Below are 25,210 nucleotides of genomic sequence, written 5' to 3' on the forward strand. Positions count from 1 at the left end.
GTCAGGCAGTCGTCGAGCGAAAGGCGAGCGCACGTGGCAGCCCCCGCACAGCAGCGCACCGAGATCCTGAAGGAATCCCACTGGACCCCGCAACGGCACGGCCGGATAACGGAGTTGTGTCAAGAGGCGGTCGCCTCGGCGGGCTCCGGGATCCGCTCGCTGTCGCACTACAGCAACGGCATCCTCGACTTCGTGGTCTGCCACACCGACCGCGGCCCCCTCAGCAGCATGGTCGCCGATGCCGGTGACGACCTGCAGGACGAGTCGCTGCCCGGCAGCCGGCTGCTGCTGTGCACCCAGGACCTGGGCGGGATCCTGCGCCCGCTGGGCACCGGAGACCTGATGCGCACCGTCGTCGCCAACGCGGGCGGCGGGCTCTGGGGCGGACGGGTCAAGCCCGGTGAGTTCCTCGCGGGGCTCACCGAGGAAGCCGCGAGCGTCGAGGCCATGGACGCCACGATGAACACGCTCGTCACCCGGCTCCGTACGGAGGTGCACCGGCTGCCCGACGAGCTGCCCGGAGGGAGCCTGACGGCCGCGCCCGGGCACTCCACCGAACAGGTGAGCCCGCGCGTCGACTTCGGAACGGCCACCCGGCCGGGGTCCGGCGACGAGGAGCGGCTCCGCCACCTCCTGCAGGGCCACCTGAACACGACCGACCTCCAGTACGCCGCCTACTACCGGGACTGGACCCTCGTGTGCGTCGGCGACGTCTTCGACGCCCCGGAACTCGGCCCGCGTTTCCTGAACGTCAGTGTGCGCAGCCGGCGCAGTGCCTACCGGGACCTCTCCCAGCGCCTGAGCGGGCACCTGAGCCGCCTCACCGACGCCCTGCACCTGGTCGCCCCGCCGGAGCCAGGCGGCCCGCCCGTCGACCGGCTGGTGCTCGACGTCCAGGAGGGGGCGGTGTACGTCACCTGGACCTCGCCCAGTGAGTTCGTCGTCGGCGTCACCCTGGACCAGCCGCAGGTCGGCAACGCCGACATCAACCTGAACCGACTGGCCCGCGCACTGGGCGAGATCACGACGCGGCAGCCGTCGCGCTGAGCGTGCCCCACACCTCCTCCGCGAGGGCCTCGACCGTCCGGGCCGCCGTACGGGGGTGCGGGGGCCCCGCGCTGCCCAGCAGGTGCACGGGTAACACCTCGACCGCGTACTCGTACTCCCGGCAGATCCGCCGCAGTTCACCCAGCCGGTCCTCGACCGTCGCCCCCGACACGGCGGTGCGGAGCCAGACGGAGACGGATCCCCGGAACTTCTCCGTCAGCGCCCGTACGAGGGTGGCGCAGCCGAGGGCGCCGAGCTCCTTGGGTGTTCCGGCGGCCGGCTGCTCCGAGGCCCCCTTGGCCACGCGGCGTTCGATCGTGTTCCGGGTGATGACGTCCAGGACCGTGAGGGCCTCCTGGAAGTGGCTCCGTACGGGTGCCGGCAGGTCGGCGGCCGCCGGATCCGGCGCGGGCGGAGCGGGAGGCCGTGCGCCCACCGGCTGTGCCACCGTCTCCTCGTACGGCGCCACGGCCCCCGAGCGGGGCCGCACGCCCATCGAGGCCACCTCGCGGCGCAGTTCGGCCAGTTGGGCGGACTGCTCCTCCAGGCCGCGCCTCACGCGCTCGCCCAGCCGGACCAGGCCCTGTTCCTGCCGTACGTCCGTCAGCCGCCTGTCGAGTTGCTGCAGCGCCGTGTCCACGCTCTGCGGGAAGTCGTCCTGCCGGTAGACCAGGGGCCGGGAGCCGATCGCGCGCCCGAGCCGGTCCTGCATGGGGCTCGTGACGTAGCCCCTGACCACGAGGAGGGCCTCGAACCGTGCCGGGCGCACCGCGTTGCGCAGACCGTGCACGTGGGCGACCACCCGCTCCACGTCGCCGGCGACGAGGACGGAGTCGGTGAGGATCACCGAGAGGTAGGCGTCCGGAGCGGGGGAGAGCCAGTACAGCACCTCCTCCGGGGTGGCCGGAGGGGACGAGCGGTGCGCGGGGACCGGGTCGTGCGTCGCGATGCGCCACTGCCCGAGGTCCAGGGCGGCGTGCACGTCCCGCGCGACCTGAAGGCGGGAGACCCTCTCGTGCAGTTCGCGCACCGCCGACAGCACCTTCGCGGCGGTCACCTCCCGCACCGCCCGGTCCTCGCCCTCCTCGCTGAGCTGCCAGGCCTGGCGGCACGTCTTGAGGACCTCGCGGGGCACCCCCTCGGTCAGCTCGTACAGCAGGCGCAGCGCCTCCGGGCCGAACGGTCCCGCGGGCCGGTCGGCCGTCGTGCCGGAGCCGCCGCCCGCCGCGACGTAGGCCGCGACCAGCCGTCCGGTGTCCTGTTCGTCGAGGCCGGACGGCCACAGCTGGACCACGCGCTCGTGCACGCTCGGCCGCAGCTCACGCAGTCCCCGCGGCGAGACGCAGAACACCAGCAGACCGCCCCGGCTCGTGTAGATGTCGACGAGCCGTTCGAAGGCGTCCACGAAGGCGCGCCGGATCTCGTCCGGCCAGTCGAGCACCTTCTCCAGGGAGTCCATGAGGAGCGCGTACGGGCGGCCCACCCGGCCGTGGAGGAAGCCCTGCACGGCCAGCGCGTCGAAGACCCGGTGGATGCCGGCCGCCGCCTGTTCCGGTCCGCCGGGTCCTGCCGAAGGGCCGATGGCCTCGGTGATGCCCCGCTCGCGCAGCGGCTCGGCCGGCTCGCCGCCCCTCAGCCATTCCCAGACCATCCGGGTGAAAGGCGGCTCCTGGAGGAGGGCGAGGGCGATCGCGAACCGGCGGTGCTCGGTGACCTCGCCGAGCGTGCCGAGCAGATGGGTGTGGATGAGGGTGGGGTCGTAGCGCAGTGCCGAGACCACCTTGCCCGGGTCGAGGGTGCGGTCCCGCAGTCCTGCCGAGACCTCGTCGAGCGGCCCGAGACGGGGATCGCTGCCCTGCGCGTCGACGCGGTTCGCGGTCACGTACGCGTAGTAGTCCCGGACCAGTTCCTCGAACGCGCGCCGCCCCTCCGGCGTGTCGCCGGGGCCGCGCAGCCGGTCCCGGTACATCCGCCCCATGTCCTGGGCCGGCTCGTCGGCGATCCACATCGCGGGGGCGTCCGGCTGCCCGGTGAGCGTGGCGTACACCTCGCGCAGGGCATGGCTCTTGCCCAGACCGAACCGGCCCACCAGGGCGATCGCCCGTCCCCTGCGGCCGCCGGCCGGCCGTTCGGCGAGATAGTCGACGACCAGGTGCGAGAGCTCGTCGAGGATCGGCGTCCCGATGGTCGCGTTGCCCGAGTCCGCCGCTTCGACCGGTGCGTCCCCGAGGTCGGCGGCGGGGCCGAGGCGCGCGACGGGGATCAGGGGAAAGGGATTGTTGTGCCAGATGTCTCCACTGTCTGGGGCCACGGCGGCACTCCTCGTGTTTTCCGATTGCGGTCGATCCGGGCGGGGACGGGGCGGGGGACGGGGCTCAGTACAGGAAGGGGATCAGGAGTCGGGAGCGGGGCCGGCCTGACGGGGTGGACGGGGTGGAGCGCCCGGGGCGGGACCGGGGTCGGGGTGCGCGCGCAGGGCCTCGCGCCGCAGGCCCGGGAGGTCCAGCGGGCTGCGGCCGGCCGCGTGCCGGTCCAGTTCGTGGGTGGTGACGCGGACGGGTCTGCCGTCGCGTAGCTGGCCGTCGGCCACCGCGTGGCAGGCCTGCCGCAACTCCCGTACGTCGGCGGGCTGCCAGACGGGCAGGGGCGGGTCGTCCGGGTCGGGATGAGCCGCGCGGGCATCCTGGCTGAACTTCGCGGTGTCCCCCGCCTCGAGCCCGCCGAGCATGAGGTGGGTGACGGCCTCGTTGGGCATCAGCGCCTCGATCACCTCGCCCGCCGTCGCGGTCGTCTCGTGGGAGATCTCGACGAAGAGGACGATCCGGCTCTGCGCGGCGCTCAGACAGGTGTCGAGGAACTGGGTCCGCAGGCCGCCCTGGTCGGTCCAGTCGATGTGCGGAACGACCACGAACAGCAGCGAGTCGTGCTCGGCCAGCACGGTGCTGATCCTGCTGAACGCCTTGAACGGCCGCTCCTCGGAGATCGAGGGGTCGAGCCCGAAGGCCGGGAAATGGGTGCGCAGCGTGGCGAAGACCTTCTCCCGGATGTTGGAGTTGATCACCGCTGCGGACGCGATCTCGCCGTTCTCGTCCCTGCTGATGGGGCGGCCGTTGTTGCGGTACCCGGCGGTCATCGCCACGATGTGCTGCGCGATCGGGAGCGGGTTCCCGGCCTCCTCGGCGTCACGGCACATCCGTGCGATGTGTTGCTTCGCCAGGTAGATGCAGTGGTGTATGAGGGTGGTCTTGCCCATGCCCCGGGGGCCGGTCACGACCACCAGACTGCCCTGGTCCACACCGGGGTTGATGACGTCGGTGAGCCTGCTCAGGACCTCGTCGAACCGCCGTAGCTGCTCCTCCGCGTGGTCGACGTCGACCCACTGGTGCGCGTGGTCCTCGTCCTCCCACGGGATCAGGGGGTGGTCGTCCCGCGGCGGGGGCTTCGGGAGGCCTCGCTTGGTGACCGGTACGTGCACGGCGTACGGGTTGCGGTGGATCGGCAGGGTCACGCGGTCACCTCCGGTGGGGTGGCGGCCGAGCGCTCGCGCAGCGCACGCCATCTCCAGTACGGCGCACGCCGGTTGATCTGCATCACGGCGCGCGGTTGTGTCTCCACCGACTGCCACACCTCCTGGCCGAGCCGGGTGCGATCCTCCGTGCCGAGGACTCCGCCGCCCCGGGCGGCCGGCAGTGGACGGATCAGGGGAAGTCCTTCGGCGAGCCGCCGGGCCGCCGCGCGCCGGGACGCGGGCCCGGACACCTGGGTGAGGACGCCCCGCAGCGCCTCGCGGGCCGTGGCCACCGCGGCGTGGTCCGCCCGGGGGTCGCTCTCGTAGGCCGCCAGGTACTCGCGCACCGCGGACCGGTAGATCGCCTCGCAGCTCACCAACTGCCGGCTGAGCCGGCGCCGCTCGGACGACACGCGCTCGGAGAACTGCCCGCCGAGGGTCAACAGCGCGCCGGCCGCCAGCAGGGGCAGGGACTTGACGAACGTCTGGAACCAGCCCTCCTCCGGCTTCGCCTCGGCGGACGCGGCGCCCGGGGAGTCGGACGCGGCGGCCATGAGTGCGGAACAGGCCCGCCCGAAATCCCTCTTGCGGCGCTCGGCCCACAGCTCCGGTGTCAGGCTGCCGATGTCGGCCACGACGGGCCGGACGGTGCCGTCGAAGGTCGGGCCCGGCCGGAGGAGGCCGAGGCGTGTCGCGGCGGTGACGAGGTCTCCGCGGCGTTCGGAGTCGAGGCAGTACACGAGCTGGGCGTCACGCTCCTTCGACCCGCCGGGCGCCGTCCCGGCGTGGGCGGGGGTACCGGTGGCGGCGGCCGCGGCCGTCAGCAGGACGAGCACCGCGGCGGCGGCCCTGCCGGGACGGTGCCCCGCGCCGACAGCGCGCCCCCCGCGCCCCCCGCGGCCCGCCGGGCCGCAGGGCGCACCGCGCCGCGGGTGCCCGCTGCGCGGCGACCCCAGTGGACCGAGCCCCCACCCCTGCCTCATGCGCACCCTCCCCGTCCTGCCCACCGCCCCGTGCGGTTCCTCTTCGGCACAAGCCCGATCCGAGTGTCACGCCGGGGAGCGGCCGTGCGGCAACGGTTCCGACGCCGCCCCGTCCCCCGCCAACACCCCCGCTCTCAAGGGCTTCTGCGCCCGCGGTTCTTCGCCAGGGAGAGGACGCTCCTGGCCGGGGTCGGGTTCCTCGCCGGTATCGGGCTCCTCCTCGCCGCGCCGCCCCCGCCAGGGGCGCGGCGGATGTGCCTGCAGCACCTGCGCGGTGCCGTGCAGCAGGTTGACCGTGATCACGGCGGGCCCGACCGTGGCGACGGTGCCGGGGAAGTCGCGTTCCAGGCTGAGGGCGATGAGGACGGCCGTGATGCCGTTCTGCTGGCCGAGTCCGAGGGCGATCCGGTCCCGCCGGTCCAGGCCGCGCACGAACAGCGGCATGACCCCCAGGGCCACCACGGCCTGAGCGCCGAACGCCGCCACGCCCAGGACGAACCCCGGCAACAGGTCCACGCCCTGCGCCAGGAACAGGCCGAGCGCGAGGAACGCGGCCAGGAAGGCGCCGCCGACGGCACGGTCGAGTGCCTTGTCGAACGCCGCCGTACGAAGGAAGAGGCCCGCGACCGCGACCGCGAGCATGAGCATGTTCGCCGCGGCGACCACCAGCATCGCCACGACCAGCAGACCCGCCAGTATCGCCCCGGTGCGCCGTGCCGACGGCGAGGACGGCAGCCGGATCGCGGCCTTCCGACCGGCCCACCACAGCAGCAACACACCTGCCGCCAGCGCCGCGTTCAGGCCGAGACCGGTTCCGTAGCCGCCTGCGCCGCCCCCCGCGACCGCCGGCGCGCCCTCGTAACCCGCCGCCGTATAGGCGTAGCCGGCCACGTACAGCGTCAGCAGTACCGTCATCGGGTCGTCGAACGACGCCCAGGCGGACAGCAGGGACCTGGCGCGCGGGGACATCCGTCCGTCCCTGCCGAGCGCGGCGACGGACAGCGGATCGATCTGGGCCACCGCGATACCGAGCACCACGTACTCGGGCCGCCCGAACGCCACCACCATCACGCCCGCGATCAGCGAGGCCTTGAGGACGACGCCGAGGGTCACGGCCGCCAACACGCCGGACAGGTCCTCTCGCAGCGCTTCGAGGTCGATTGCGTACGTGCTTCCGAACAGCCCGATCGCGAGCAGCAGGCCCGCGCCGAAGACGTAGCCGCCGGTGCCGACCAGTTCCGAGGGATCGACTGCCAGGCCGGCGGCCACGCCGAGGATCAGCGTGCCCACTGCGCCGGCCACGATGCCGGGAACGGATTCCGGCAGTCGCCACGGCAGTACGCGATTGGATGTCGCCACTGGCTTCCCCCCTCCTGGCGCGCGTCTACCGCCCCGGGGCCTTCCGCTCCATGGGGCAGGAGAATCGTAGGGGTCCCGGGTGCCGTAGAGAAAGCCGGACTGCGGCTTCCTGTACGGGAGTTGACCCTTACTCCATGTGGGTGATGCCTTGCGTGGCGCGCGCCGGAACCGCCTCGCGCGGCCCTGTTCTGAGGTTGCCCGTCCGCGGCCGCCGTCGAACGCGCGCCGACCGGTTGGCTCATTCGCCGTCGGTGTCACAGGTCTTTACGCCGCTGACACGCGCCGGTAGCTTGCGCGATGCAAGAACTTGCAGGAATTTCCCGGCAGTTCTTGCAGAACGTGCCGCCCGTCCCCCCCTCGTGTGGCGGCACTTCCCCCACACCTGGAGCCGCACATGAGACGCATACCCCCACGCAGACGGAGACCACTCCCTTACCGGCGCCTCGCGGCGGCACTCGTGCTTCTCGCCCTGGTCGCGGCGCTGCCGAAGCCCGGCGCCGGCCGCACGGCGCCGGCGGCCGCGGTCTCCAACACCGCGACGGTCTTCTACTACACGAAGACCAAGGCCTGGTCCACGTACAACCTGCACTACGCCCCCACCGGCGGCTCGTGGACGGCCGTGCCCGGTGTGGCGATGGAACGGGCCTGTACCGACTGGGTGAAGAAGACCGTCGACCTGGGTTCCGCGGCCGGGCTCCAGGCCACCTTCAACAACGGCACGGGGACCTGGGACAACAACGGCGGCGCCAACTACGCCCTGGGGAGCGGGAACATCGCCGTCAAGGACGGGACGGTCACCCACAGCGACCCGTGTGCGAACACCGGCGGCAACGGCAACTCGGCGACCGTGTACTACTACACCCGGAGCATGGGCTGGTCCACGTACAACCTGCACTACGCCCCCGCCGGCGGCTCGTGGACGACCGTGCCGGGCGTCGGGACGGAACCGGCCTGTACGGACTGGGTGAAGAAGACCGTCGACCTGGGGACGGCCACCACCTGGCAGGCCACCTTCAACAACGGCAACGGCATCTGGGACAACAACAACGGCGCCAACTACCAGTTGAAGACCGGTCTTTCCACGGTCCGCGACAAGGCGGTCACCGCGGCGGCCGCCGATCCGTGCGCCACCGCCGTCCCCGACACCGAGGCGCCGGCCACGCCCGCCGGAGTCACGGCGAGCGTCACCGACACCTCCGTCGTGCTGTCCTGGAACGCAGCCACCGACAACACCGCCGTCACCGGCTACCAGGTCACCCGCACCGGCGGCACCCAGGGCACCGTCGTCACCGACACCGCCTCCACGGTCCGCACCGACACCGGCCTCGACGCCCGTACGGCCTACACCTACGTCGTCCGCGCCCGCGACGCGGCCGGGAACGTCTCCGGGGCGAGCGCCGCGGTCACCGCCACCACCGGTGACAAACCCGCCGTCGAGAACGGCCGGCCGCTGGGCGGAGACCCCCGCAAGGACCCCGTCTACTTCGTCCTCACCGCCCGCTTCTACGACGGCGACAGCAGCAACAACCGGGGCGGCAGCCAGGACGTGAAGTCCGGCAACGCCGCCAACCACGACCCCATGTTCCGCGGCGACTTCAAGGGCCTCGTCGAGAAGCTCGACTACGTCAAGGGCCTCGGCTTCTCCGCCCTGTGGATCACCCCGGTGGTCCTGAACCGCTCCGACTACGACTACCACGGCTACCACGGCTACGACTTCTACAGGGTCGACCCGCGCCTGGAGTCCGCCGGAGCCTCCTACCAGGACCTGATCAACGCGGCCCACGCCAAGGGCATGAAGATCTACCAGGACGTCGTCTACAACCACAGCTCCCGCTGGGGCGCCAAGGGCCTGTTCACACCCACCGCCTACGGGGTCCGCGACTCCCAGTGGAGCTGGTACTACGACCAGCGGCAGGAGGGCTTCGAGTACGACGGCCTGACCGTCGACCCGGTCTCCGGCAAGTCGTACTACAACGGCGACCTGTGGTCCACGGCCGCCCCGAGCGGCAACACCTGCGTCAACTGGGGCGTACCGACCGGCGGGAAGAGCGCCGAGGGCTACACCGTCTACAACTGCCAGTGGCCGAGCCCCACGTCCGGCATGTTCCCGAAGACCTACTACCACCAGTGCTGGATCGGCAACTGGGAGGGCGAGGACTCCCGCTCCTGCTGGCTGCACGAGGACCTGGCCGACTTCAACACCGAGTCGGCGCCCGTGCAGAGCTACCTCATCGGCGCCTACGACAAGTACATCGACATGGGCGTCGACGGCTTCCGCGTCGACACCGCCGTGCACATTCCGCGCAGCACGTGGAACCGCCGCTTCCTGCCCGCGATCCAACAAGAGGTGACGGCGCGGTTCGGCGCGGACAAGGCCCGGGACTTCTTCGTCTTCGGCGAGGTCGCGGCCTTCGTCAACGACAAGTGGAACCGCGGCTCGGTCAACCACTCCGCACAGTTCTACACCTGGAAGGAACGCAAGGAGTACAGCGCGGACGACGCCGCGGCCGCCCTGGAGCAGTACACCTACGAAGAGCAGCTCGGCACCGGCGCCCAGCCGACCTCGGACAACGCCTTCCTGCGCGGCAACAGCTACCACACCCCCGACCACAGCCGGTTCTCGGGCATGAACATCATCGACATGCGCATGCACATGAACTTCGGTGACGCCTCCAACGCCTACAACAACGGCCGCGACTCCGACGACTCCACCAACGACGCCACGTACAACGTCGTCTACGTCGACAGCCACGACTACGGCCCGAACAAGTCGAGCACCCGCTACGCGGGCGGCACCGACGCCTGGGCCGAGAACATGTCGCTGATGTGGACCTTCCGCGGGATCCCGACGCTGTACTACGGCTCCGAGACCGAGTTCCAGGCCGGCAGGCCGATCGACTGCGGCCCGACCTGCCCGCTCGCCACCACCGGCCGCGCCTACTACGGAGCCGCGCTCGAAGGCACCGTCACCGCCTCCGGCTTCGGCACGGTCTCCAGCGCGACCGGAGCGGTCGCCACCACCCTGGCCCAGCCCCTGGCCCGGCACGTCCAGCGGCTCAACCAGATCCGCCGCGCCGTCCCCGCACTCCAGATGGGCCAGTACTCCACCGAGGGCATCTCCGGGGACATGGCCTTCAAACGCCGCTACACCGACACCGCGAGCGGCACCGACAGCTTCGCGCTGGTCGCGGTGACCAACGGGGCGACGTACACCGGCATCCCCAACGGGACCTACCGCGACGCCGTCACCGGTGACGTGAAGACCGTGGCCAACGGCACCCTGAGCGTCCCCGCGCCCGGCAAGGGCAACCTGCGCGTGTACGTCCTGGACGGGCCTGGGCAGATCGGGGTCGCCGGACCGTACCTGAAGTAGCTACCGGCCGCCGGAGCCGGTCACCGTGTGCAGCCGGGCGCGCAGCGCGGCCAGCCGGACCCGCAGCCGCTGGAGCGGTGTGGGCGGCAGGCCGCGCGAGGTGCCGCGCGCGTAGTACCGCTCGACGTGGTACTGGCCCGCGCCCAGCACGGTGGTGACGGCGATGTACCAGAGGGTGGCGACCATCAGCAGGGGAATGACCTGGTAGTTCTGGTTGTAGACCAGCTGCACCGAGTAGAGGAGGTCGTGCACGGCCAGCACGCTGACGATGCTCGTTCCCTTGAGCGTGCCGATCAGCATGTTCCCGGCGGTCGGCACGATCGAGCGCATCGCCTGCGGAACGACGATCCGGCGCAGCGTGCGGCGCCGGCTCAGACCGAGCGCCTGCGCGGCCTCGGTCTGGCCGGGGTCCACGGAGAGGATGCCGCCGCGCACCACCTCGGCGGCGTACGCGGTCTCGTGCAGCGTCAGGCCGATGACGGCGGTGAGGGTGGGGCCGAGCAGGTTCACCGTCTTGATGCTGAAGAACTCGGGGCCGTACGGGATGCCCAGGCCGAGCGTGGGGTACAGGGCGCCGATGTTGAACCAGAACAGCAGCTGCACCAGCAGGGGAGTGGACCGGAAGATCCACACGTAGCCCCAACTCAGCGTCCGCAGAACCGGATTGGCCGAAAGACGCATCACCGCCAGCACGGTGCCGAAGAGGAAGCCGAGCACCATCACGGCGCCCGTGAGCCACAGGGTCAGCAGCAGCCCGTCGAGCACGGCGGTGGTGGTGAAGTACCGGCCCACCACGTCCCATTGGAAGGCGTCGTTGCGCACGACGGAACCGAGCACCATCGCGAACACCAGCAGCGCGGCGACGGCGGACAGCAGGCGCCCGATCCGCCGGCGCGGCACGATCCGCGGCGCATCGGGGTCGGAGCCGCCGGGCGACTGCCCCGCATGCTGCGTCACGGCGGCGGCGGCCGGCACGGCCGCAGGAGCGAGGGCATCGGCGACGTCGGAAGGGGTGGCCATGAGGAGGCTCTCCAAGGGAAGGGATCGCGGGCGTGGATGACCGCCCGGCGGCACGAGCACATCGCCATGGATGTGGTGCTGCCGGGACCGGGTCACCGTGTCGTCACGCTCGCCGCGTCCCTCAACGCGGCCGGAGCGGCCTCCGCGCGGGGCGGAGCCGATCCGTTCCCGATCGTATGCGCCCCCGGCACGGTCGTGTCAACCGTGCCCGGTCCGGCGCCGGTTCGCGCCCCGGTCCGGTCCGCCATCCGGGCCGTTGCTTGACGCAGAGCAGCATGTACTGCTCAAGTAGTCGCATGAATGCCCGGCAGCGCTTGGTCTCGCGCGACTACATCGACTTCGGTCGCGTGTGGTCCGCGGCGTGTTGCGCCTGACCCGGCAGCGGGCTGTCTGACCGGCCCTTCCCTCCCTCGGTGACCCCGTCGCGGGCCGAGAGCTCCCTTCGCACCACCCTTCCTCCGTACGGGCACCCGCCCGCGCGAGGACACGGTGCCGCGAGCCCGGACGTGCGCTGCCGCCACCTGCTTCCCCCAACATCCCGCGTCGTCACGCCGCTTCGCCCTGCCCCGCCACCGAAAGGCCCGCCCGCCGTGAACCTCCCCGGAAACGGGATACGCACCCGCCTGCGCACCGTCGCCGCCCTCGCCCTCCTGCCCCTCCTCGCCCTGACGGGCTGCGGCTCCGCGGACGGAGCCCCGGCGTCGGCGGGCGCCCAGGCCGCATCCGCACCCGCCGACGACCCGGTCTCCGGCGTACGGACCGTCGACTCGATCGCCGCCCTGCTCCCCGCCGACGTCCGCCAGTCGGGCACCGTACGGGTCGGCAGTTCCGTAGGGTCCCCGCCTTCCGCGTACTACCCGAACGGCCAGGACAAGCCGCCCGCCGGCCAGGACATCGACATCGCCGAAGCGGTGGCCAAGGTCCTCGGCGTGAAGCTGGAGCGCCAGGACGCCTCCTTCGAGACGATCCTGCCCGCCCTCGGCAGCGGCAAGTACGACCTCGGCACCGGAAACTTCGGCGTCACCACCGAACGCCTGAAGACCATCGACTTCGTCACCTACATCAACGACGGCCAGGGATTCGCCGTCAAGACGGGCAGCACCACCCTGACCACACAGGTCTCCGACCTCACCCAGCTGTGCGGACTGACCATCGGCACCGGGGCCGGCACCACCTTCGAGAAGACCCTGACCGCTAAGAAGGACGTGTGCGCGGCGGCCGGCAGGAAGCCGTACGAGGTCAAGGTCTTCGCCGAGCCCGGCGCCGTCACCACCGCCCTGCAGCAGGGCCGGATCGACGTCGTCATGTCGACGATCAACGGCCTGCGCCACCAGGCCGCCCAGCCCGCCGCGCACACCACGTTCCTCGGCGAATACCACCGCCTCGACGTCGGCTTCGCCTTCAAGAAGGGCTCCCCCCTCACCCCCGCCTTCCAGGCCGCCGTCAACGAACTGATCAAGAACGGCACTTACGCGCGGATCCTCAAGAAGTGGGGCACCACCGCCTCCGCGATCGACGCGTCGCAGATCAACCCGGCCGAGCACACGTGAGCGGGGACACCGTGAAAGAGATCACGGCCGACGTCATGGTCGACGTCCGCGGCGTCCACAAGAGCTTCGGACCGCTGGAAGTGCTGCGCGGCGTGGACCTGAAGGTCCGCGCCGGCGAGGTCACCGTGATCCTCGGCCCCTCCGGCTCGGGGAAGTCCACGCTCCTGCGCACCATCAACCACCTGGAGAAGGTCAACCGGGGCTGGGTCGGCATCGACGGCGAGATCATCGGCTACCGCCGGTCCCGCGGCAGGCTGTACGAGCTCAAGGACAGGGAGGTGCTGAAGCAGCGCACCCGCATCGGGTTCGTCTTCCAGAACTTCAACCTCTTCCCCCACCTCACCGTGCTGGACAACCTCGTCGAAGCCCCGGTCTCGGCGCTGCGCCGCCCGCGCGCGGAGGCGGAGGCGACGGCGCGCCGGCTCCTGGACCGTGTCGGGCTCTCCGACAAGGCCGACGCCTACCCGCGGCAGCTGTCGGGCGGACAACAGCAGCGCGTGGCGATCGCCCGTGCGCTCGCCCTGGAACCGAAGGTGCTGCTCTTCGACGAGCCCACCTCGGCGCTCGACCCGGAGCTGGTCGGTGAGGTCCTGGACGTCATCAAGGACCTGGCCCGCGCCGGCACCACCATGATCGTGGTGACGCACGAGATCGGCTTCGCCCGCGAGGTCGCGGACACCGTCGTGTTCATGGACGGCGGGGTCGTGGTGGAGCAGGGCCCGCCCGCGGCCGTCCTGGACGCGCCGCAGCACGCCCGGACCCGCGCCTTCCTGTCGAAGGTCCTCTGACGCGCCGCCGTGGCCGGCCCCGCAGCCCCCGCGCTCAGGGAGCGGCGCAGGGGGTTGCCGGGCCCTTCTCGCGCGTGAGGTTGTCGTTGGACATCCACCCGGCGGTGCTCGTGCCTTCCACGCGCACGTAAGTCCACTTGTTCCCGTACGCGTTGACGACGTAGCAGTGGTACCAGAGCTTCGTGCCGGCCTTGGCCAGGGACACGGCGGGGCACGTCTGGTACGGCCCGGTCTCCAGGTGGTAGTCCCCGGACATGTAGCCGTAGCTGCCCGGGGCCGGATCGCGGTGGGACCAGCCGGTGCAACTCGTGGACACCGGGCTGGGCTTGGCCGCCGAGGCGGAGACGCTCGGCGACGCCGTGGCGCCCGGCTTCCGGGAGGGGGTGGCGGACGGCTTCCCCTGGGCCGTCGCGGACGGGGAGGAGGAAGGGGAGGTGTTCGGGGGACCGGCGGGATCACCGCCGGCCGCCGGGGAGCCCGGCGCGGGCGTCGAGGCCCGAGCCCCGTCGTTGCGGCTCCCGCCGTCCTCGCCGGACAGGGCGTACGCGACGCCGCCCACGGCGAGCACGACCCCCGCGGCGGCCCCGGCGATGAGGGCACGGCTCCGCCGCCGCGCCGCGGACGGGCCGGGCGCGTGGTGCTCCGCACGGGTCGGCGGGCCCGCAGGCGGGTATCCGACGTGCGGAGGCGGGGCGTACGGCTGCTGGTACGGCACCGCACCCGCACCCGAACCGGCCGCAGTCGGCGGCCCGAACCCCGGGCCGCCGGGCGCCGGCGGTGTGAAGGAAGCGGCGGCGGGCGCCGGCGGGACGACGGACGGCGCCGTGGGGGTCGGCACGGCGGGCGCGGGCGCGGGCGCCGGCCCGGGGACCGCGGTCTGCGGCGCGGGGTGAGGGGTGCTGCCCGCGGCCACCTGCTCCAGCATCGCCCGTGCCTGCTCGGCGGTGGGCCGCAGCTGCGGATCCTTCGCCATCAGCGCCAACAGCACGGGGGCGAGCGGCCCCGCCCGCCGCGGTTCGGGCAGCGGCTCGGTGACGATCGCGGACAGCGTGGACCACACGGAGGTGCGGCGGAACGGTGAAGTGCCCTCCACCGCGGCGTACAGCGTCATGCCGAGCGACCAGATGTCGGAGGCGGGACCGGGCTCCTGCCCCTGCGCCCGCTCCGGCGGCAAGTAGTCCATCGAGCCTATGATTTCGCCGCTGCGGGTCAGCTTGGCCATGGCCTCGTCGCCGGAGGCGTCCATGGTGGCGATACCGAAGTCGGTGAGCACGACCCGGCCGCCCCGCTCCAGCAGCACGTTGCCCGGCTTCACGTCCCGGTGCAGGACACCCGCCCGGTGCGCGGCGTCGAGCGCGTCCATCAGCCTGGCGCCGATCGCCGCGGCCTCGCGCGGCTCCAGGGGGCCGCGCTGCGCCAGTACGTCGTCGAGGGAGGGCCCGTCGACGAGTTCCATGACGATGACCGGCAGCCCCTCCTCCTCGGTCACGTCGTGGACGGTGACCACGCCGCCGTGCCGGATGCGGGCGGCGGCCTGCGCCTCACGCTGCATCCGGGTCCGCAGGTCGGCCAGTTCGGGCGCGGAGGCGTCGGTGTAGGCGCGCAGGATCTTGACGGCGACCTCGCGGCCCAGGAGTTCGTCCACGGCCCGGGCGACGACGCCCATGCCGCCGCGGCCGACCACCGTGGTCACCCGGTAACGCCCCCCGAGTGTCTTGCCGGTCAGCTCGCCGTCGTTCGCTTCACCCGCTGGCACCGCACGCTCCGTTCCAGAACCACTCGTCGACCCACCACGTGGAGGGCTCAAGAGTAGAGGCTTGATCACGGAGGAACCGCCCGGCCCGGTTCAGCCGGTGAAACCGGCCGTGATGGAGGTGAACTGCCAGTCGCTCTGGGCGATGCCGGAGCAGGATTCCTGGAGGCCGCCGCCCGGGCAGCCGCGGTCGCGGTTGACGGACCAGAACGCGAGGCGCGCGATGTGGTGGGAGTTGGCCCAGTTGCGGATGTCGGTCCAGTTCTGGACGGTGGTGGTCTCCTGGGTGTCGCTGATGCCGTTCATCCCGGAGATGCCGATGTGGGCGTATGCGGTGGCGTCGTCCCAGCCGAAGGTGGACTTGAGCTTGGACTTGAGGCCCTCGGTGGCACTGACGGTGCTCGCGTACATGTCGGTGGACGCGTTGCCGAAGTCGAACGGCATGATGGTGAAGACGTCGATGTCGGCGTTCAGCGCCCTCGCCTGCTCGATGAGCCGGTTGCCCCACGAGGTCGGCCCCGTGGTGGCGGTGCCGAAGGTGAGGATCGTCCGCAGGCCGGGGTTGTTCTGCTTGACGATCTTGAGGGCGCCGAGGATCCGGTCCTGGACGACGGCGTTCTCGAACTCGTCCGTGTTCTCGATGTCCACGTCGATGGCCTTGAGCCCGTAGGCGTCGATCACCTTCTGGTAGGCGCCTGCGAGGGCCTCGGGGCTGGTGCAGTTCGGGCCCAGCTTGTTGCCCTGCCAGCCGCCGATGGACGGGACGATGTCGCCGCCCGCCGCCCGGATCGAGTTGACGGTGCTCTGGTCGATGCCGCCGGTCAGCGCGCGCTGGCCGTCCCAGGCCGGGTTGCAGCCGCCGGAGGAGAGGATGAACGCCATGGTGAACCACTTCGCGCCGGTCGCGTTCATCACCGTCGTCGCGCTCGGCGGGTTGCCCCAGCCGAGGTAGAGGTAGGGCGCGGCCTGCTTGAAGCCGCCCGGGGGCGTGGTCGTGGTGTCCGTGGTGACCGTGACGGAGTTGGAGGCGGCGGAGGAGTTGCCCGCCAGGTCGCGGGCGCGGACGGTGAAGGTGTACGGGGTGTTGGCGGTGAGGCCGGTGACCGTTGCTCCGGTGGTGGTGGACGTGGCCACCTTGCTGCCGCCCTGGTAGACGTCGTAGCCGCTGACGCCGACGTTGTCGGTGGAGGCCGCCCAGGAGAGCGAGACGCTGGAGGAGGTCCTGCCGGTGGAGGTGAGGCTGCCGGGCGCGGTCGGGGCGGTGGTGTCGGTGCCCCCGCCGGGGCCGTCCAGGCTGACGTCGTCGGCGTAGTAGGTGCCCTGCCCGTACCAGCCGTTGAGGTAGATCTCGGCACTGGTCTGGGAGGCGCCGGTGGTGAAGGACACCGTGAGCTTGGAATAGCCGGCAGCGGACGGGGTCCAGGTGGAGGCGCCGCCCGTGACGCCGAGGTACACGTAGGTGCCGCGGACCCAGCTCGACAGCGTGTAGGTGGTGTTCGGCTGCACCGCGACCGTCTGGGTGCACTTGGCGTTGTCGCCGGAACTCGCCGCGCCGGCCAGCGCCTTGCCGCCGCCGTGCACGGGCGAGCTCACGACCGAGCCCAGGCCTCCCGTACAGGACCAGCCGGACAGCGTGCCCGTCTCGAAGTCGCCGTTGGCGAGGAGGTTGGCGCCGAACGCCGCGCCGGGAGAGGTCAGCACGGCCGCCGCGCCGAGGACGGCGGCGCCGAGTCCGCAGGCCAGGCGGGTACGGGCAGGGGTGCGGGTACGCAAGGGAGTACCTCCGTGGGGAGAGGAAGGCAGCGCGGACCGCGGCTCGGTGACCTCGCGGGCGACGGGATGCGCCTGGGCGGGCGTGCGTGGACGACGCCGCCCGGCGGCTCCGCCGTATCCCGAATTCCGCGAGGGTGAGGGGAAGTTGATGCCGTGACCGCTCTTTGGCCGGGAACCTATTGCTCCGGATCACCCGCCGTCAATAGGTCTGGACCAATCCTGTCGGCATGGCGAAATCCCGCCCCGCGGGCACGCGCCCCTCCCGCATGCCGGAAGGCGCCGGCGGCCGCACTGTGTGCTCGGCCGGGCGCCCTCCGTGACCGTTCCCTCTTGCGGCCTACTTCACCGGCCCCAGGTCCTCCGGCCAGCCGTAACCGGTGCGCGGCGGCTCCGGTACGGCGCCCACCGCCGCCAGGTCCCGGTCGGCGGCCCGCATCAGCTGCCCCGCCAGGTCCCGCATCGCCCGGCTCGCCGCCAGCTCGTCACCGATCGCGGGTATCTCCACGTCCTGGGGGTTGCAGCGCGCCTTGCCCTGGCCGACCAGCGTGGTCTTTCCGGTGTCGAGCACCGCTCGGGCCCTGGTCGTGCCGTCCTCCTCGGTCAGGTGGACGCCCACCGTCCACTCCTCGGCGTGTGTCATCGCGCGCCTCCTCACGCCCCGGTACCTCTGTTGCCGGCTGCTTCCAGGATCCCCCCGTGCGCCCCGTCGCGCTGGTGCGGGACCGGTGCGCCGGCCGACGGCTGGACCGAGACCGTCCGGGTGGGGGCCGGGATGGAGATGCCCTCGTCCCGGTAGCGCTGGTGCAGACGCTTGATGAACTCGTGCTTGATCCGGTACTGGTCGCTGAACTCGCCCACGCCCAGGATCACGGTGAAGTTGATCCTGGAGTCCGCGAACGTGTGGAAGCGGACGGCGGCCTGATGGTCGGCGACCCCGCCCGTGACGTCGGCCATCACGCTGTCGACGACGTCGAGGGTCACCCGCTCGACGTGTTCCAGGTCGCTCTCGTAGCCGACGCCCACCTGGACCAGGATCGACAGCTGCTGCTCCGGCTGGGTGAAGTTGGTCATGTTCGTCCGCGCGAGCCGCCCGTTGGGGATGATCACCAGGTTGTTCGACAGGTTGCGTACGACGGTATTGCGCCAGTTGATGTCGACGACGTACCCCTCCTCGCCGCCGCTGAGCCGGATGTAGTCCCCGGGCTGCACCGTCTTCGAGGCGAGGATGTGCACGCCCGCGAAGAGGTTCGCCAGGGTGTCCTGGAGTGCCAGGGCCACCGCGAGACCGCCCACCCCGAGGGCGGTGAGCAGCGGGGCGATGGACACGCCCACGGTCTCGAGCGCGACGAGCACGCCCATGGTGAGCACGACGATCCGCGTGATGTTGACGAAGATGGTGGCCGATCCGGCCACACCCGTACGGGCCTGCGCCAGGGACTGCACGAGCCCGGCGATGACCCGGGCCGCGGTGAACGTGGCGATGAGGACGAGCAGCGCGGTCAGGGAGTGGTTCACGACCGCGGTCACCCGCTCGGTGAGCGGCAGCGCCGAGGCCGCCGCGGCGGCGCCCCCGATGACGGCTCCCCAGGGTGCGAGGGTGCGCAGCGCGTCGACGATGGCGTCGTCCCCGGTCCACGCGGTGCGGCTCGCGTGCTTGCCCAGCCAGCGCAGGAGCGCCCGCAGCAGCAGCCCGGCCACCAGGCCCGCGGCGAGCGCGATGGCCGCCACCACCCAGTCGTGCAGGACGAGGTCCCGGCTCACAGGATCCCCTCCGCGCCGTGGAGGGCCGGGAATCCGGCGAGGGGCCTCGCCGGCCGCCGTATGTGCTGTGTCGTCACCTTGTCACCTGTCAGATCGTGCTGTGCGGAGCCCCGTTCGGGCGAACGTACGTACGCCTCCGAATCGGGCTGCCATCCTGCCCCATGCGCCGGGACCCGCCGCAGGTGGGCCGGTGCCAGGCCGTACCCGCCCGCCGATCGGCCCCCGAATCATGCGCGTTCCTGCATGCGAGGCGCCTGTTCCGAGCATCTATTGACATGAAGTCGGCGCTGCGCTGCACTGGTGCCCCCCACACGCCCGCTCGGCCACACCCGGCTGGAGGCAGCCATGCGTCTGCTCAGAACGCTGATCGCCACCGCATGCGCGGTGTTCGCACTGGCATGGCCCGGCGTCACCGCCGGCCCCGCCCAGGCGGCAGCAGGCCCGCCCCAGACCGTCCCGGCACTGCGCCAATGGACGGCCGGCACCGGCACGTACACCTTCACCGCGGCCACCCGCGTCGTCGTCGACCCCGCCTACGGCGCCCAGCTCGCCGACGAGGCCGCCACGTTCGCCCAGGACGTGGGTGATCTGGCCGGGCGCACCGTGGCCGTCGTCACCGGGACCCCCGCCGCCGGCGACATCGGCCTCACCCTCGGCGACACCACGCTGCCCGCCGAGGGCTACCGGATGACCGTCGCCGGATCCCTCACCCTCCGGGCCGGGACCGACACCGGCGCCTTCCACGGCACCCGCACCGTCCTCCAGCTCCTGCACCAGTCCGCCTCGGTGCCGGCCGGGACGGCGGTGGACTGGCCCGCCAAGGCCGAGCGCGGACTCATGGTGGACCAGGGCCGCAAGTTCTTCACCGTGGACTGGCTCAAGCAGCACATCAAGGAGCTCGCCTACCTCAAGCTCAACTACTTCCACTTCCACCTGTCGGACACCTTCGGCTTCCGCCTGGAGAGCTCCACCCACCCGGAGATCGTCTCCGCCGACCACTACTCCAAGCAGGACATCGCCGACCTGGTCGAGCTCGGCCGCAAGTACCACGTCACCATCGTCCCGGAGATCGACACCCCCGGGCACATGAACGCCGTCCTGGCCGCCCACCCCGAACTCAAGCTCAGGAGCAGCTCGGGCGCGGTCAGCCCCGACTTCATCGACCTCTCGCTGCCCGCCTCCTACGCGCTGATCAAGGACCTGGTCAACGAGTACCTGCCGCTGTTCCCGGCCCCGTACTGGCACATCGGCGCCGACGAATACGTCACCGACTACGCCAAGTACCCGCAGCTGCTCAGCTACGCCCGCGCCCACTACGGCGCGGGCGCCACCGCCAAGGACACCTACTACGGCTTCGTCAACTGGGCGGACGACCTGGTGCGGGCGGGCGGCAAGACCACCCGGATGTGGAACGACGGCATCAAGGCCGGCGACGGGACCCTGCGCCCCCACCCCGGGATCATCGTCGAGTACTGGTACACCTACGGCCTCACGCCCCAGCAGCTGGCCGACGCCGGTCACGTCGTCGCCAACGAGTCCTGGACGCCCACCTATTACGTGCTCGGCGGCGCCAAGCCCGACACGAAGTGGATGTACGAGACCTGGACCCCGGACCGCTTCGAGGGCGGCAACACCCTCTCCGACCCCGCGAAGAACCCCGGCTCGGTGATCCACGTCTGGTGCGACAACCCCACCGCAGAGACCGAGGGCCAGATCGCGGCCGGCATCATGTACCCGCTGCGCGCGCTGGCCCAACAGACCTGGGGATCGCCCAAGTTGACCCCGACGTACGCGGGCTTCACCCCGATCGCCGCGGCCATCGGGCACAACCCCGCCTGGCCCGGCCTCGCCCAGCCGGGCAACCTGGCCAAGGGCCGCCCGACCACCGCCTCCAGCACCGAGACCGCGAACTTCCCGCCGGCCGCGGCCACCGACGGCGACCCGGCGACCCGCTGGTCCAGCGCCTACACCGACCCGCAGTGGCTCCAGGTCGACCTCGGCTCCACCCAGAGCGTCAACCGCGTGGTGCTGCGCTGGGAGGCGGCGTACGGAAAGTCCTTCCAGATCCAGCTCTCCGACGACGCGGCCACCTGGCGCACCGTCTACTCCACCACCACCGGCACGGGCGGGGTCCAGGACCTCACCGGGCTGAGCGGGCAGGGCCGCCACATCCGCGTCCTCGGCACCCAGCGGGGCACCCTGTACGGGTACTCGCTGTACGAATTCGAGGTGTACGGAGGCCAGTTGAGCGGCACCCGCACCCTGACCGCGGCAGGCAAGGCCCTCGACGACCCGGCGAGCTCCAGCACCTCCGGCACCCAGCTGATCACCTGGACCCCGCACGGCGGGCCCAACCAGCAGTGGCGGCTGACCCTCAACACCGACGGCACCCACACCCTGGCCAACGGCTCCTCCGGGCTGTGCGCGGACGTCGCCGGCGGCTCGACCGCCGCGGGCGCGGCGGTGGTCCAGGCGACGTGCACCGGCGGCGACAGCCAGCGCTGGAAGCTGACCGCAGCCGGCTCCGGCGGCTACCAGGTGGCCAACAAGAGGAGCGCCCTCCTGCTGACCACCGTCTCCGCCGCCGACGGAGCCCCGGTCACGCAGCAGCCGGCCGCCGGTTCGGCGTACCAGCTGTGGCAGATCACCTGACCGGTGGCCTTCAGTGGGCGCCCCACCCGCCGTCGAGGGGAATGGACGCGCCGGTGAGGTAGGTGGTGTGCGGGCCGCAGAGCCACACCGCGACCGCCGCCACCTCCTCCGGCTCGATCAGCCGCTTGATCGCGGAGCGCTTGAGCAGCACCTCGTTCACGACGTCCTCGGGAGCGAGCCCGTGGGCCTCGGCCTGCGAGCCGATCTGGCGCTCGACCAGCGGCGTGCGCACGTAGCCCGGGTTGACGCAGTTGCTGGTCACCCCGTGCGCGGCGCCCTCGACGGCCGCGACCTTGCTCAGGCCCTCCAGCCCGTGCTTGGCCGCCACGTACGCCGACTTGAAGGCGCTGGCCCGCAGTCCGTGCACGCTGGAGATGTTCACCACCCGTCCCCAGCCGCCCGCGTACATGTGCGGCAGGCACTGCCGGAGCAGCAGGAACGGCGCGGTGACCATCACCCGCTGGATCAGCTCGAACCGGGCCGGCGGGAAGTCCTCGATCGCCGCCACGTGCTGCAGCCCGGCACTGTTGACCAGGACGTCCACGTCGACGGGCAGCGCACGGACGGCCTCGGCATCGGCCAGGTCCACGACGTGCGCGCGTCCGCCGACGGCCTTCGCGACCTCCTCGGCCGCGGCGCCGTCGATGTCGGCCACGTGCACGAGGGCCCCGGCCCCCGCCAGCGCCCGCGCGCAGGCCCGCCCGATGCCGCTGCCGCCCCCCGTCACCAGCGCGGTGCGTCCGGACAGGTCGACCGGCGCGGCGGGATCCGTGTGAAGTTCACTCGTCATGGCCGGAACGTAAGAGACGTCCGGCCCGCCGGCCCACGTGTACGGACACCACAGTCCGGGGCCGTCCTATGGCAGGGGCCGCCATACGCGCAGCAGGTCCGGCGGCAGGTCGCCGTCGAGGGCGAGGCCCGCCTCCGCGAGCTCCTCGCCCAGCGCCTCCCGGGTCAGCGGCCAGAGCAGGAAGGACTCCTGCGCCCGGCGCAGCACCCGGCCCTGCCGGTACACCAGGTAGGTGTAGTCGCAGCGGATCCGGCCGTCCTCGGCGGAGGCGACGACGTGCCCGCCGTAGGTGTCCAGGCCCAGGTGCACCTCGCCCAGCGACCGCCGGACGGGCCGGGCCGGAAGCCGCGCCGGCGGGCGGTCCAGGAAGAGCAGCCCGCCGGGCACCAGCACATCGGCCAGCGCCCGCCACAGCGCCCGCCGCTCCTCGGGAGGCAGGCCGGCTGCCATGCGCAGGCACACCGCCAGATCGGCCTGGCCGTCGAGCGACAGTTCGAGCGCGGAACAGGCGTGTACGGTCACCCGGTCCCCGGCGGAACCCCCGACCGGCGGGTGCAGCCGGGACAGCAGCACGGCCCGCATCGCCGCCGCGGGCTCCACGGCATGCACCGGCACACAGGAAGCGCCGATCAGCACACCGGTGACCAGCCCCGTCCCCGCCCCCACCTCGACGATCCCGACCCGCGCCGCTCCCGCCGCCCCGGCCAGGGCGAGCGCGTGCCGGTGGTACGCCCGGGCGTGCAACAGGTCGTAGAACTCGGCCGACACGCCATACGCCTCACCCCGCTCCCGCCGCACTCCACCGCCCGAACGGGCCCCTGTCGGCGCTGTGTACGGTGCCGTTCGCAAGTCCACCCCTCGGTCCATCAAGCCATCATGACCCGCCGCGCCCCACCCCACGAGCCCCCGATTTCGGCCACCGGGGCCTACCCCTGGCCGAGCCGTTCCAGGGCCGTCAGGACGCGGCCCGCGCCGTCCTCCCCGGCGAGGGCGGCCGCCAGGGCGCGGGCGCGGGTGGTGCGGGCGGGGGTGGCGGTGGCCGTGGTGATCGCGGCTGCCAGGCGGGGTGCCGTCAGGCGCTGGTAGCGCAGCGGGGGGCCGGCCACGCCCAGGGCGGTGAGCCGGGCGGCCCAGAAGTGCTGGTCGAGCTGGACCGGGACGGGGACGGCCGGGACCCCGGCGCGCAGACCGGCCGCGGTGGTGCCGGCGCCCGCGTGGTGGACCACGGCGGCCGTGCGCGGGAACAGCCAGTCGTGCGGGACCTCCCGTACGGTCAGCAGGTCGTCGCCCTCGGCGTGCAGGCCGGACCAGCCCGACTGGACGATGCCGCGGACCCCCGCCCGGCGCAGGGCCGCGGCGACCAGGGCGCTCAGCCGCTCCGCGTCGGCGGCGACGAAGCTGCCGAAGCCGACGAACACCGGCGGCGGCCCTGCGCCGAGGAAGTCCAGCAGCCGTGGATCGGGCCGCCAGCCGGGGGCGGTCTGCGGCCACCAGTACCCGCAGACCTCGTGGCCCGCCGGCCAGTCCGCCGGGCGGCTGACGACCCGCGGGCTGAACCCGTGGAGGACGACGCGCCCGCGCGGCAGGCCGAGCGGACCGCCGAACCGGCGCGGCGCCAGCCCCAGTTCGCTGCGCAGCGCGCCCACCGCGGGCGCGAAGATCCGGTCGGTGACGGCCCACAGGGCTTGCGCCGCCACCCGGTTGCCGTACGGCCCGAACGACCGGACCCCGCTGACCAGCGGCGGGAAGGCGGTCGTCGGCTCGATCGGCTGGAGGTAGACGCCGAGGGCGGGCAGTGCCAGCGCCTCGCCGAGCGCCGAGCACATCGGGTCGGTGAGGGTGGAGCTCAGCAGCACGTCCGCGCCCTGCCGTACGGCGTCCACGACGCCCCGCGTGAGCCGGGGCATGAACTCCCGCGCCATGCGGATGACCCGGGCCATGGCCACGGGCGGGCTGACCGCCCTGGCCAGCCCCTGCCCGGCCGCGGAAGCCAGCTGCTCACGCGGGTCGACGGGCAGGGGGCGGAAACCGAGCCCGTGGGCCTTCACCGCATCCTCGAAGCGGGTGTGCGTGGCGATCGCCACCTCGTGGCCCGCGGAACGCAGCCGCGCCCCCAGCCCGGTGTACGGGGCGACGTCGCCCCAGGAACCCGCCGTCACGATCAGTACGCGCACGGCGTCAGCATGTCACGTCACGCGGTGCGCCGGCGCAGGTGCGTCGTGAGGTGGTGCTGCAGGGGCTGTCCGACGGCGGCCATGTCGTGCGTGACCGTCATCTCGCCGTCGCGCAGGGCGTAATGGCGCCGGGTGGCGGTGACCTCCTTGGCCAGGGGCGTCAGCGCCACGTCCTTGGTCTCGATCTCGAACTCCGTGCCGGACACCCGTCCCACGTACGTCTCCACGATGCCGGTCGGGTGCGCCAGCACCACCTCCAGGGACGCGTCGGGCGTCACCCGCCACCACCCGGCCTCACGCCCCGCCGGCCGCACGGGTGCCCCGGACTCGTCGATCAGCCACGCGCGGGCCTCGTACCGCAGGAAGGGCCGGCCGTCGTGGCTGAAGGTGACCTCCTGCTCGTACCGGAAGTCCCGCTCCAGGGTCGGGTACTGGCCCTGCCCGCGGCCGTGCCAGCGCCCCAGCAGCGGCAGCACCGGCGCGAGCAGCGGATGCGGCTCCGGTCCCTCGCCGAGGACGTGGCTGTCGGGGTACGGATTGTCCTGCACCGACTCAAACACTGTTCTCCCTGCCTGTTCGCCTCTGTGCCGCGCGGCGCGAAGCCTATCGCGCCGCCGCGCACTTGCGAGCGCATCGCACCTGGCCACAGCGTGTACGACGGTCGTAGCCGCAAGGGGAT

18 protein-coding genes are annotated in these 25,210 nt (G+C 72.3%); 5 read left to right on the plus strand and 13 right to left on the minus strand.

Annotation, left to right across the window (positions count from 1 at the left end):
• The first annotated feature begins 33 nt into the window (after positions 1-33).
• Positions 34-1,047, plus strand: a complete 1,014-nt coding sequence (locus tag ACFTXQ_RS01895; RefSeq protein ID WP_382634870.1) for a hypothetical protein — start codon at positions 34-36, stop codon at positions 1,045-1,047.
• Here the strand turns inward: ACFTXQ_RS01895 and ACFTXQ_RS01900 are convergent.
• The 4 genes from ACFTXQ_RS01900 to ACFTXQ_RS01915 form a co-directional block, all read right to left on the minus strand.
• Positions 1,022-3,358: a hypothetical protein gene (locus ACFTXQ_RS01900; protein ID WP_382634873.1), complete on the minus strand. Its 2,337-nt coding sequence runs from the start codon at positions 3,356-3,358 to the stop codon at positions 1,022-1,024. The genes ACFTXQ_RS01895 and ACFTXQ_RS01900 overlap by 26 nt on opposite strands.
• Before the next feature lie 81 nt (positions 3,359-3,439).
• Positions 3,440-4,555, minus strand: coding sequence for an ATP-binding protein (locus ACFTXQ_RS01905; protein ID WP_382634876.1), 1,116 nt, complete (start codon positions 4,553-4,555; stop codon positions 3,440-3,442).
• Positions 4,552-5,391, minus strand: coding sequence for a hypothetical protein (locus tag ACFTXQ_RS01910; protein ID WP_382634878.1), 840 nt, complete (start codon positions 5,389-5,391; stop codon positions 4,552-4,554). The genes ACFTXQ_RS01905 and ACFTXQ_RS01910 overlap by 4 nt, the downstream gene beginning before the upstream one ends.
• Before the next feature lie 213 nt (positions 5,392-5,604).
• Entirely contained in the window at positions 5,605-6,897 is a 1,293-nt protein-coding gene (locus ACFTXQ_RS01915; RefSeq protein WP_382634881.1) for a hypothetical protein, read from the minus strand.
• A gap of 394 nt (positions 6,898-7,291) precedes the next feature.
• Here ACFTXQ_RS01915 and ACFTXQ_RS01920 point away from each other — a divergent pair, with 394 nt between their 5' ends.
• Positions 7,292-10,270 carry a carbohydrate binding domain-containing protein gene (locus ACFTXQ_RS01920; protein WP_382634883.1) on the plus strand — a complete coding sequence of 993 codons (2,979 nt, stop codon included), beginning with the start codon at positions 7,292-7,294 and terminating at the stop codon, positions 10,268-10,270.
• Here the strand turns inward: ACFTXQ_RS01920 and ACFTXQ_RS01925 are convergent, their stop codons facing one another.
• Positions 10,271-11,290 carry an amino acid ABC transporter permease gene (locus ACFTXQ_RS01925; protein ID WP_382634886.1) on the minus strand — a complete coding sequence of 340 codons (1,020 nt, stop codon included), beginning with the start codon at positions 11,288-11,290 and terminating at the stop codon, positions 10,271-10,273. It lies immediately after the preceding gene.
• Between the two features lie 590 nt (positions 11,291-11,880).
• Here ACFTXQ_RS01925 and ACFTXQ_RS01930 point away from each other — a divergent pair.
• Both ACFTXQ_RS01930 and ACFTXQ_RS01935 read left to right on the plus strand, forming a co-directional pair.
• Positions 11,881-12,840, plus strand: a complete 960-nt coding sequence (locus tag ACFTXQ_RS01930) for an ABC transporter substrate-binding protein (RefSeq protein ID WP_382634889.1) — start codon at positions 11,881-11,883, stop codon at positions 12,838-12,840.
• A gap of 35 nt (positions 12,841-12,875) precedes the next feature.
• A complete protein-coding gene (locus ACFTXQ_RS01935) occupies positions 12,876-13,628 on the plus strand; it encodes an amino acid ABC transporter ATP-binding protein (protein WP_382635110.1) in 753 nt (250 codons plus the stop codon).
• Positions 13,629-13,662: 34 nt separating this feature from the next.
• On the opposite strand, the gene ACFTXQ_RS01940 is transcribed toward ACFTXQ_RS01935, so the two are convergent.
• The 4 genes from ACFTXQ_RS01940 to ACFTXQ_RS01955 form a co-directional block, all read right to left on the minus strand.
• A complete protein-coding gene (locus tag ACFTXQ_RS01940; protein WP_382634892.1) occupies positions 13,663-15,384 on the minus strand; it encodes a serine/threonine-protein kinase in 1,722 nt (573 codons plus the stop codon).
• Between the two features lie 90 nt (positions 15,385-15,474).
• The gene (locus ACFTXQ_RS01945; protein WP_382634895.1) at positions 15,475-17,154 is read right to left on the minus strand and encodes a carbohydrate binding domain-containing protein; all 1,680 of its coding nucleotides are present in this window, start codon (positions 17,152-17,154) and stop codon (positions 15,475-15,477) included.
• A 337-nt stretch (positions 17,155-17,491) separates the two neighbouring features.
• The gene (locus ACFTXQ_RS01950) at positions 17,492-17,794 is read right to left on the minus strand and encodes a DUF1876 domain-containing protein (protein WP_382634897.1); all 303 of its coding nucleotides are present in this window, start codon (positions 17,792-17,794) and stop codon (positions 17,492-17,494) included.
• Between the two features lie 11 nt (positions 17,795-17,805).
• Positions 17,806-18,915 (minus strand): mechanosensitive ion channel family protein, encoded by a 1,110-nt coding sequence (locus ACFTXQ_RS01955; protein WP_382634899.1) that lies wholly within the window; start codon positions 18,913-18,915, stop codon positions 17,806-17,808.
• Positions 18,916-19,260: 345 nt separating this feature from the next.
• Between ACFTXQ_RS01955 and ACFTXQ_RS01960 the strand changes: the two genes are divergently transcribed.
• Positions 19,261-21,567 carry a family 20 glycosylhydrolase gene (locus ACFTXQ_RS01960; RefSeq protein ID WP_382634901.1) on the plus strand — a complete coding sequence of 769 codons (2,307 nt, stop codon included), beginning with the start codon at positions 19,261-19,263 and terminating at the stop codon, positions 21,565-21,567.
• Positions 21,568-21,577: 10 nt separating this feature from the next.
• On the opposite strand, the gene ACFTXQ_RS01965 is transcribed toward ACFTXQ_RS01960, so the two are convergent.
• The 4 genes from ACFTXQ_RS01965 to ACFTXQ_RS01980 all read right to left on the minus strand — a co-directional run bounded on the left by ACFTXQ_RS01965 (position 21,578) and on the right by ACFTXQ_RS01980 (position 25,091).
• Complete coding sequence (locus tag ACFTXQ_RS01965) at positions 21,578-22,357, minus strand: 3-hydroxybutyrate dehydrogenase (protein ID WP_382634903.1); 780 nt, start codon at positions 22,355-22,357, stop codon at positions 21,578-21,580.
• Positions 22,358-22,423: 66 nt separating this feature from the next.
• Entirely contained in the window at positions 22,424-23,125 is a 702-nt protein-coding gene (locus tag ACFTXQ_RS01970) for a class I SAM-dependent methyltransferase (protein WP_382634905.1), read from the minus strand.
• A gap of 158 nt (positions 23,126-23,283) precedes the next feature.
• A complete protein-coding gene (locus ACFTXQ_RS01975) occupies positions 23,284-24,531 on the minus strand; it encodes a glycosyltransferase (RefSeq protein WP_382634907.1) in 1,248 nt (415 codons plus the stop codon).
• 17 nt (positions 24,532-24,548) lie between these two features.
• Entirely contained in the window at positions 24,549-25,091 is a 543-nt protein-coding gene (locus tag ACFTXQ_RS01980; RefSeq protein WP_382634909.1) for an FABP family protein, read from the minus strand.
• Positions 25,092-25,210: the final 119 nt, after the last annotated feature.

Origin of the sequence: Streptomyces sp. NPDC057010, assembly GCF_042673805.1 — a bacterium.
Classification (GTDB): Bacteria; Actinomycetota; Actinomycetes; order Streptomycetales; family Streptomycetaceae; genus Streptomyces.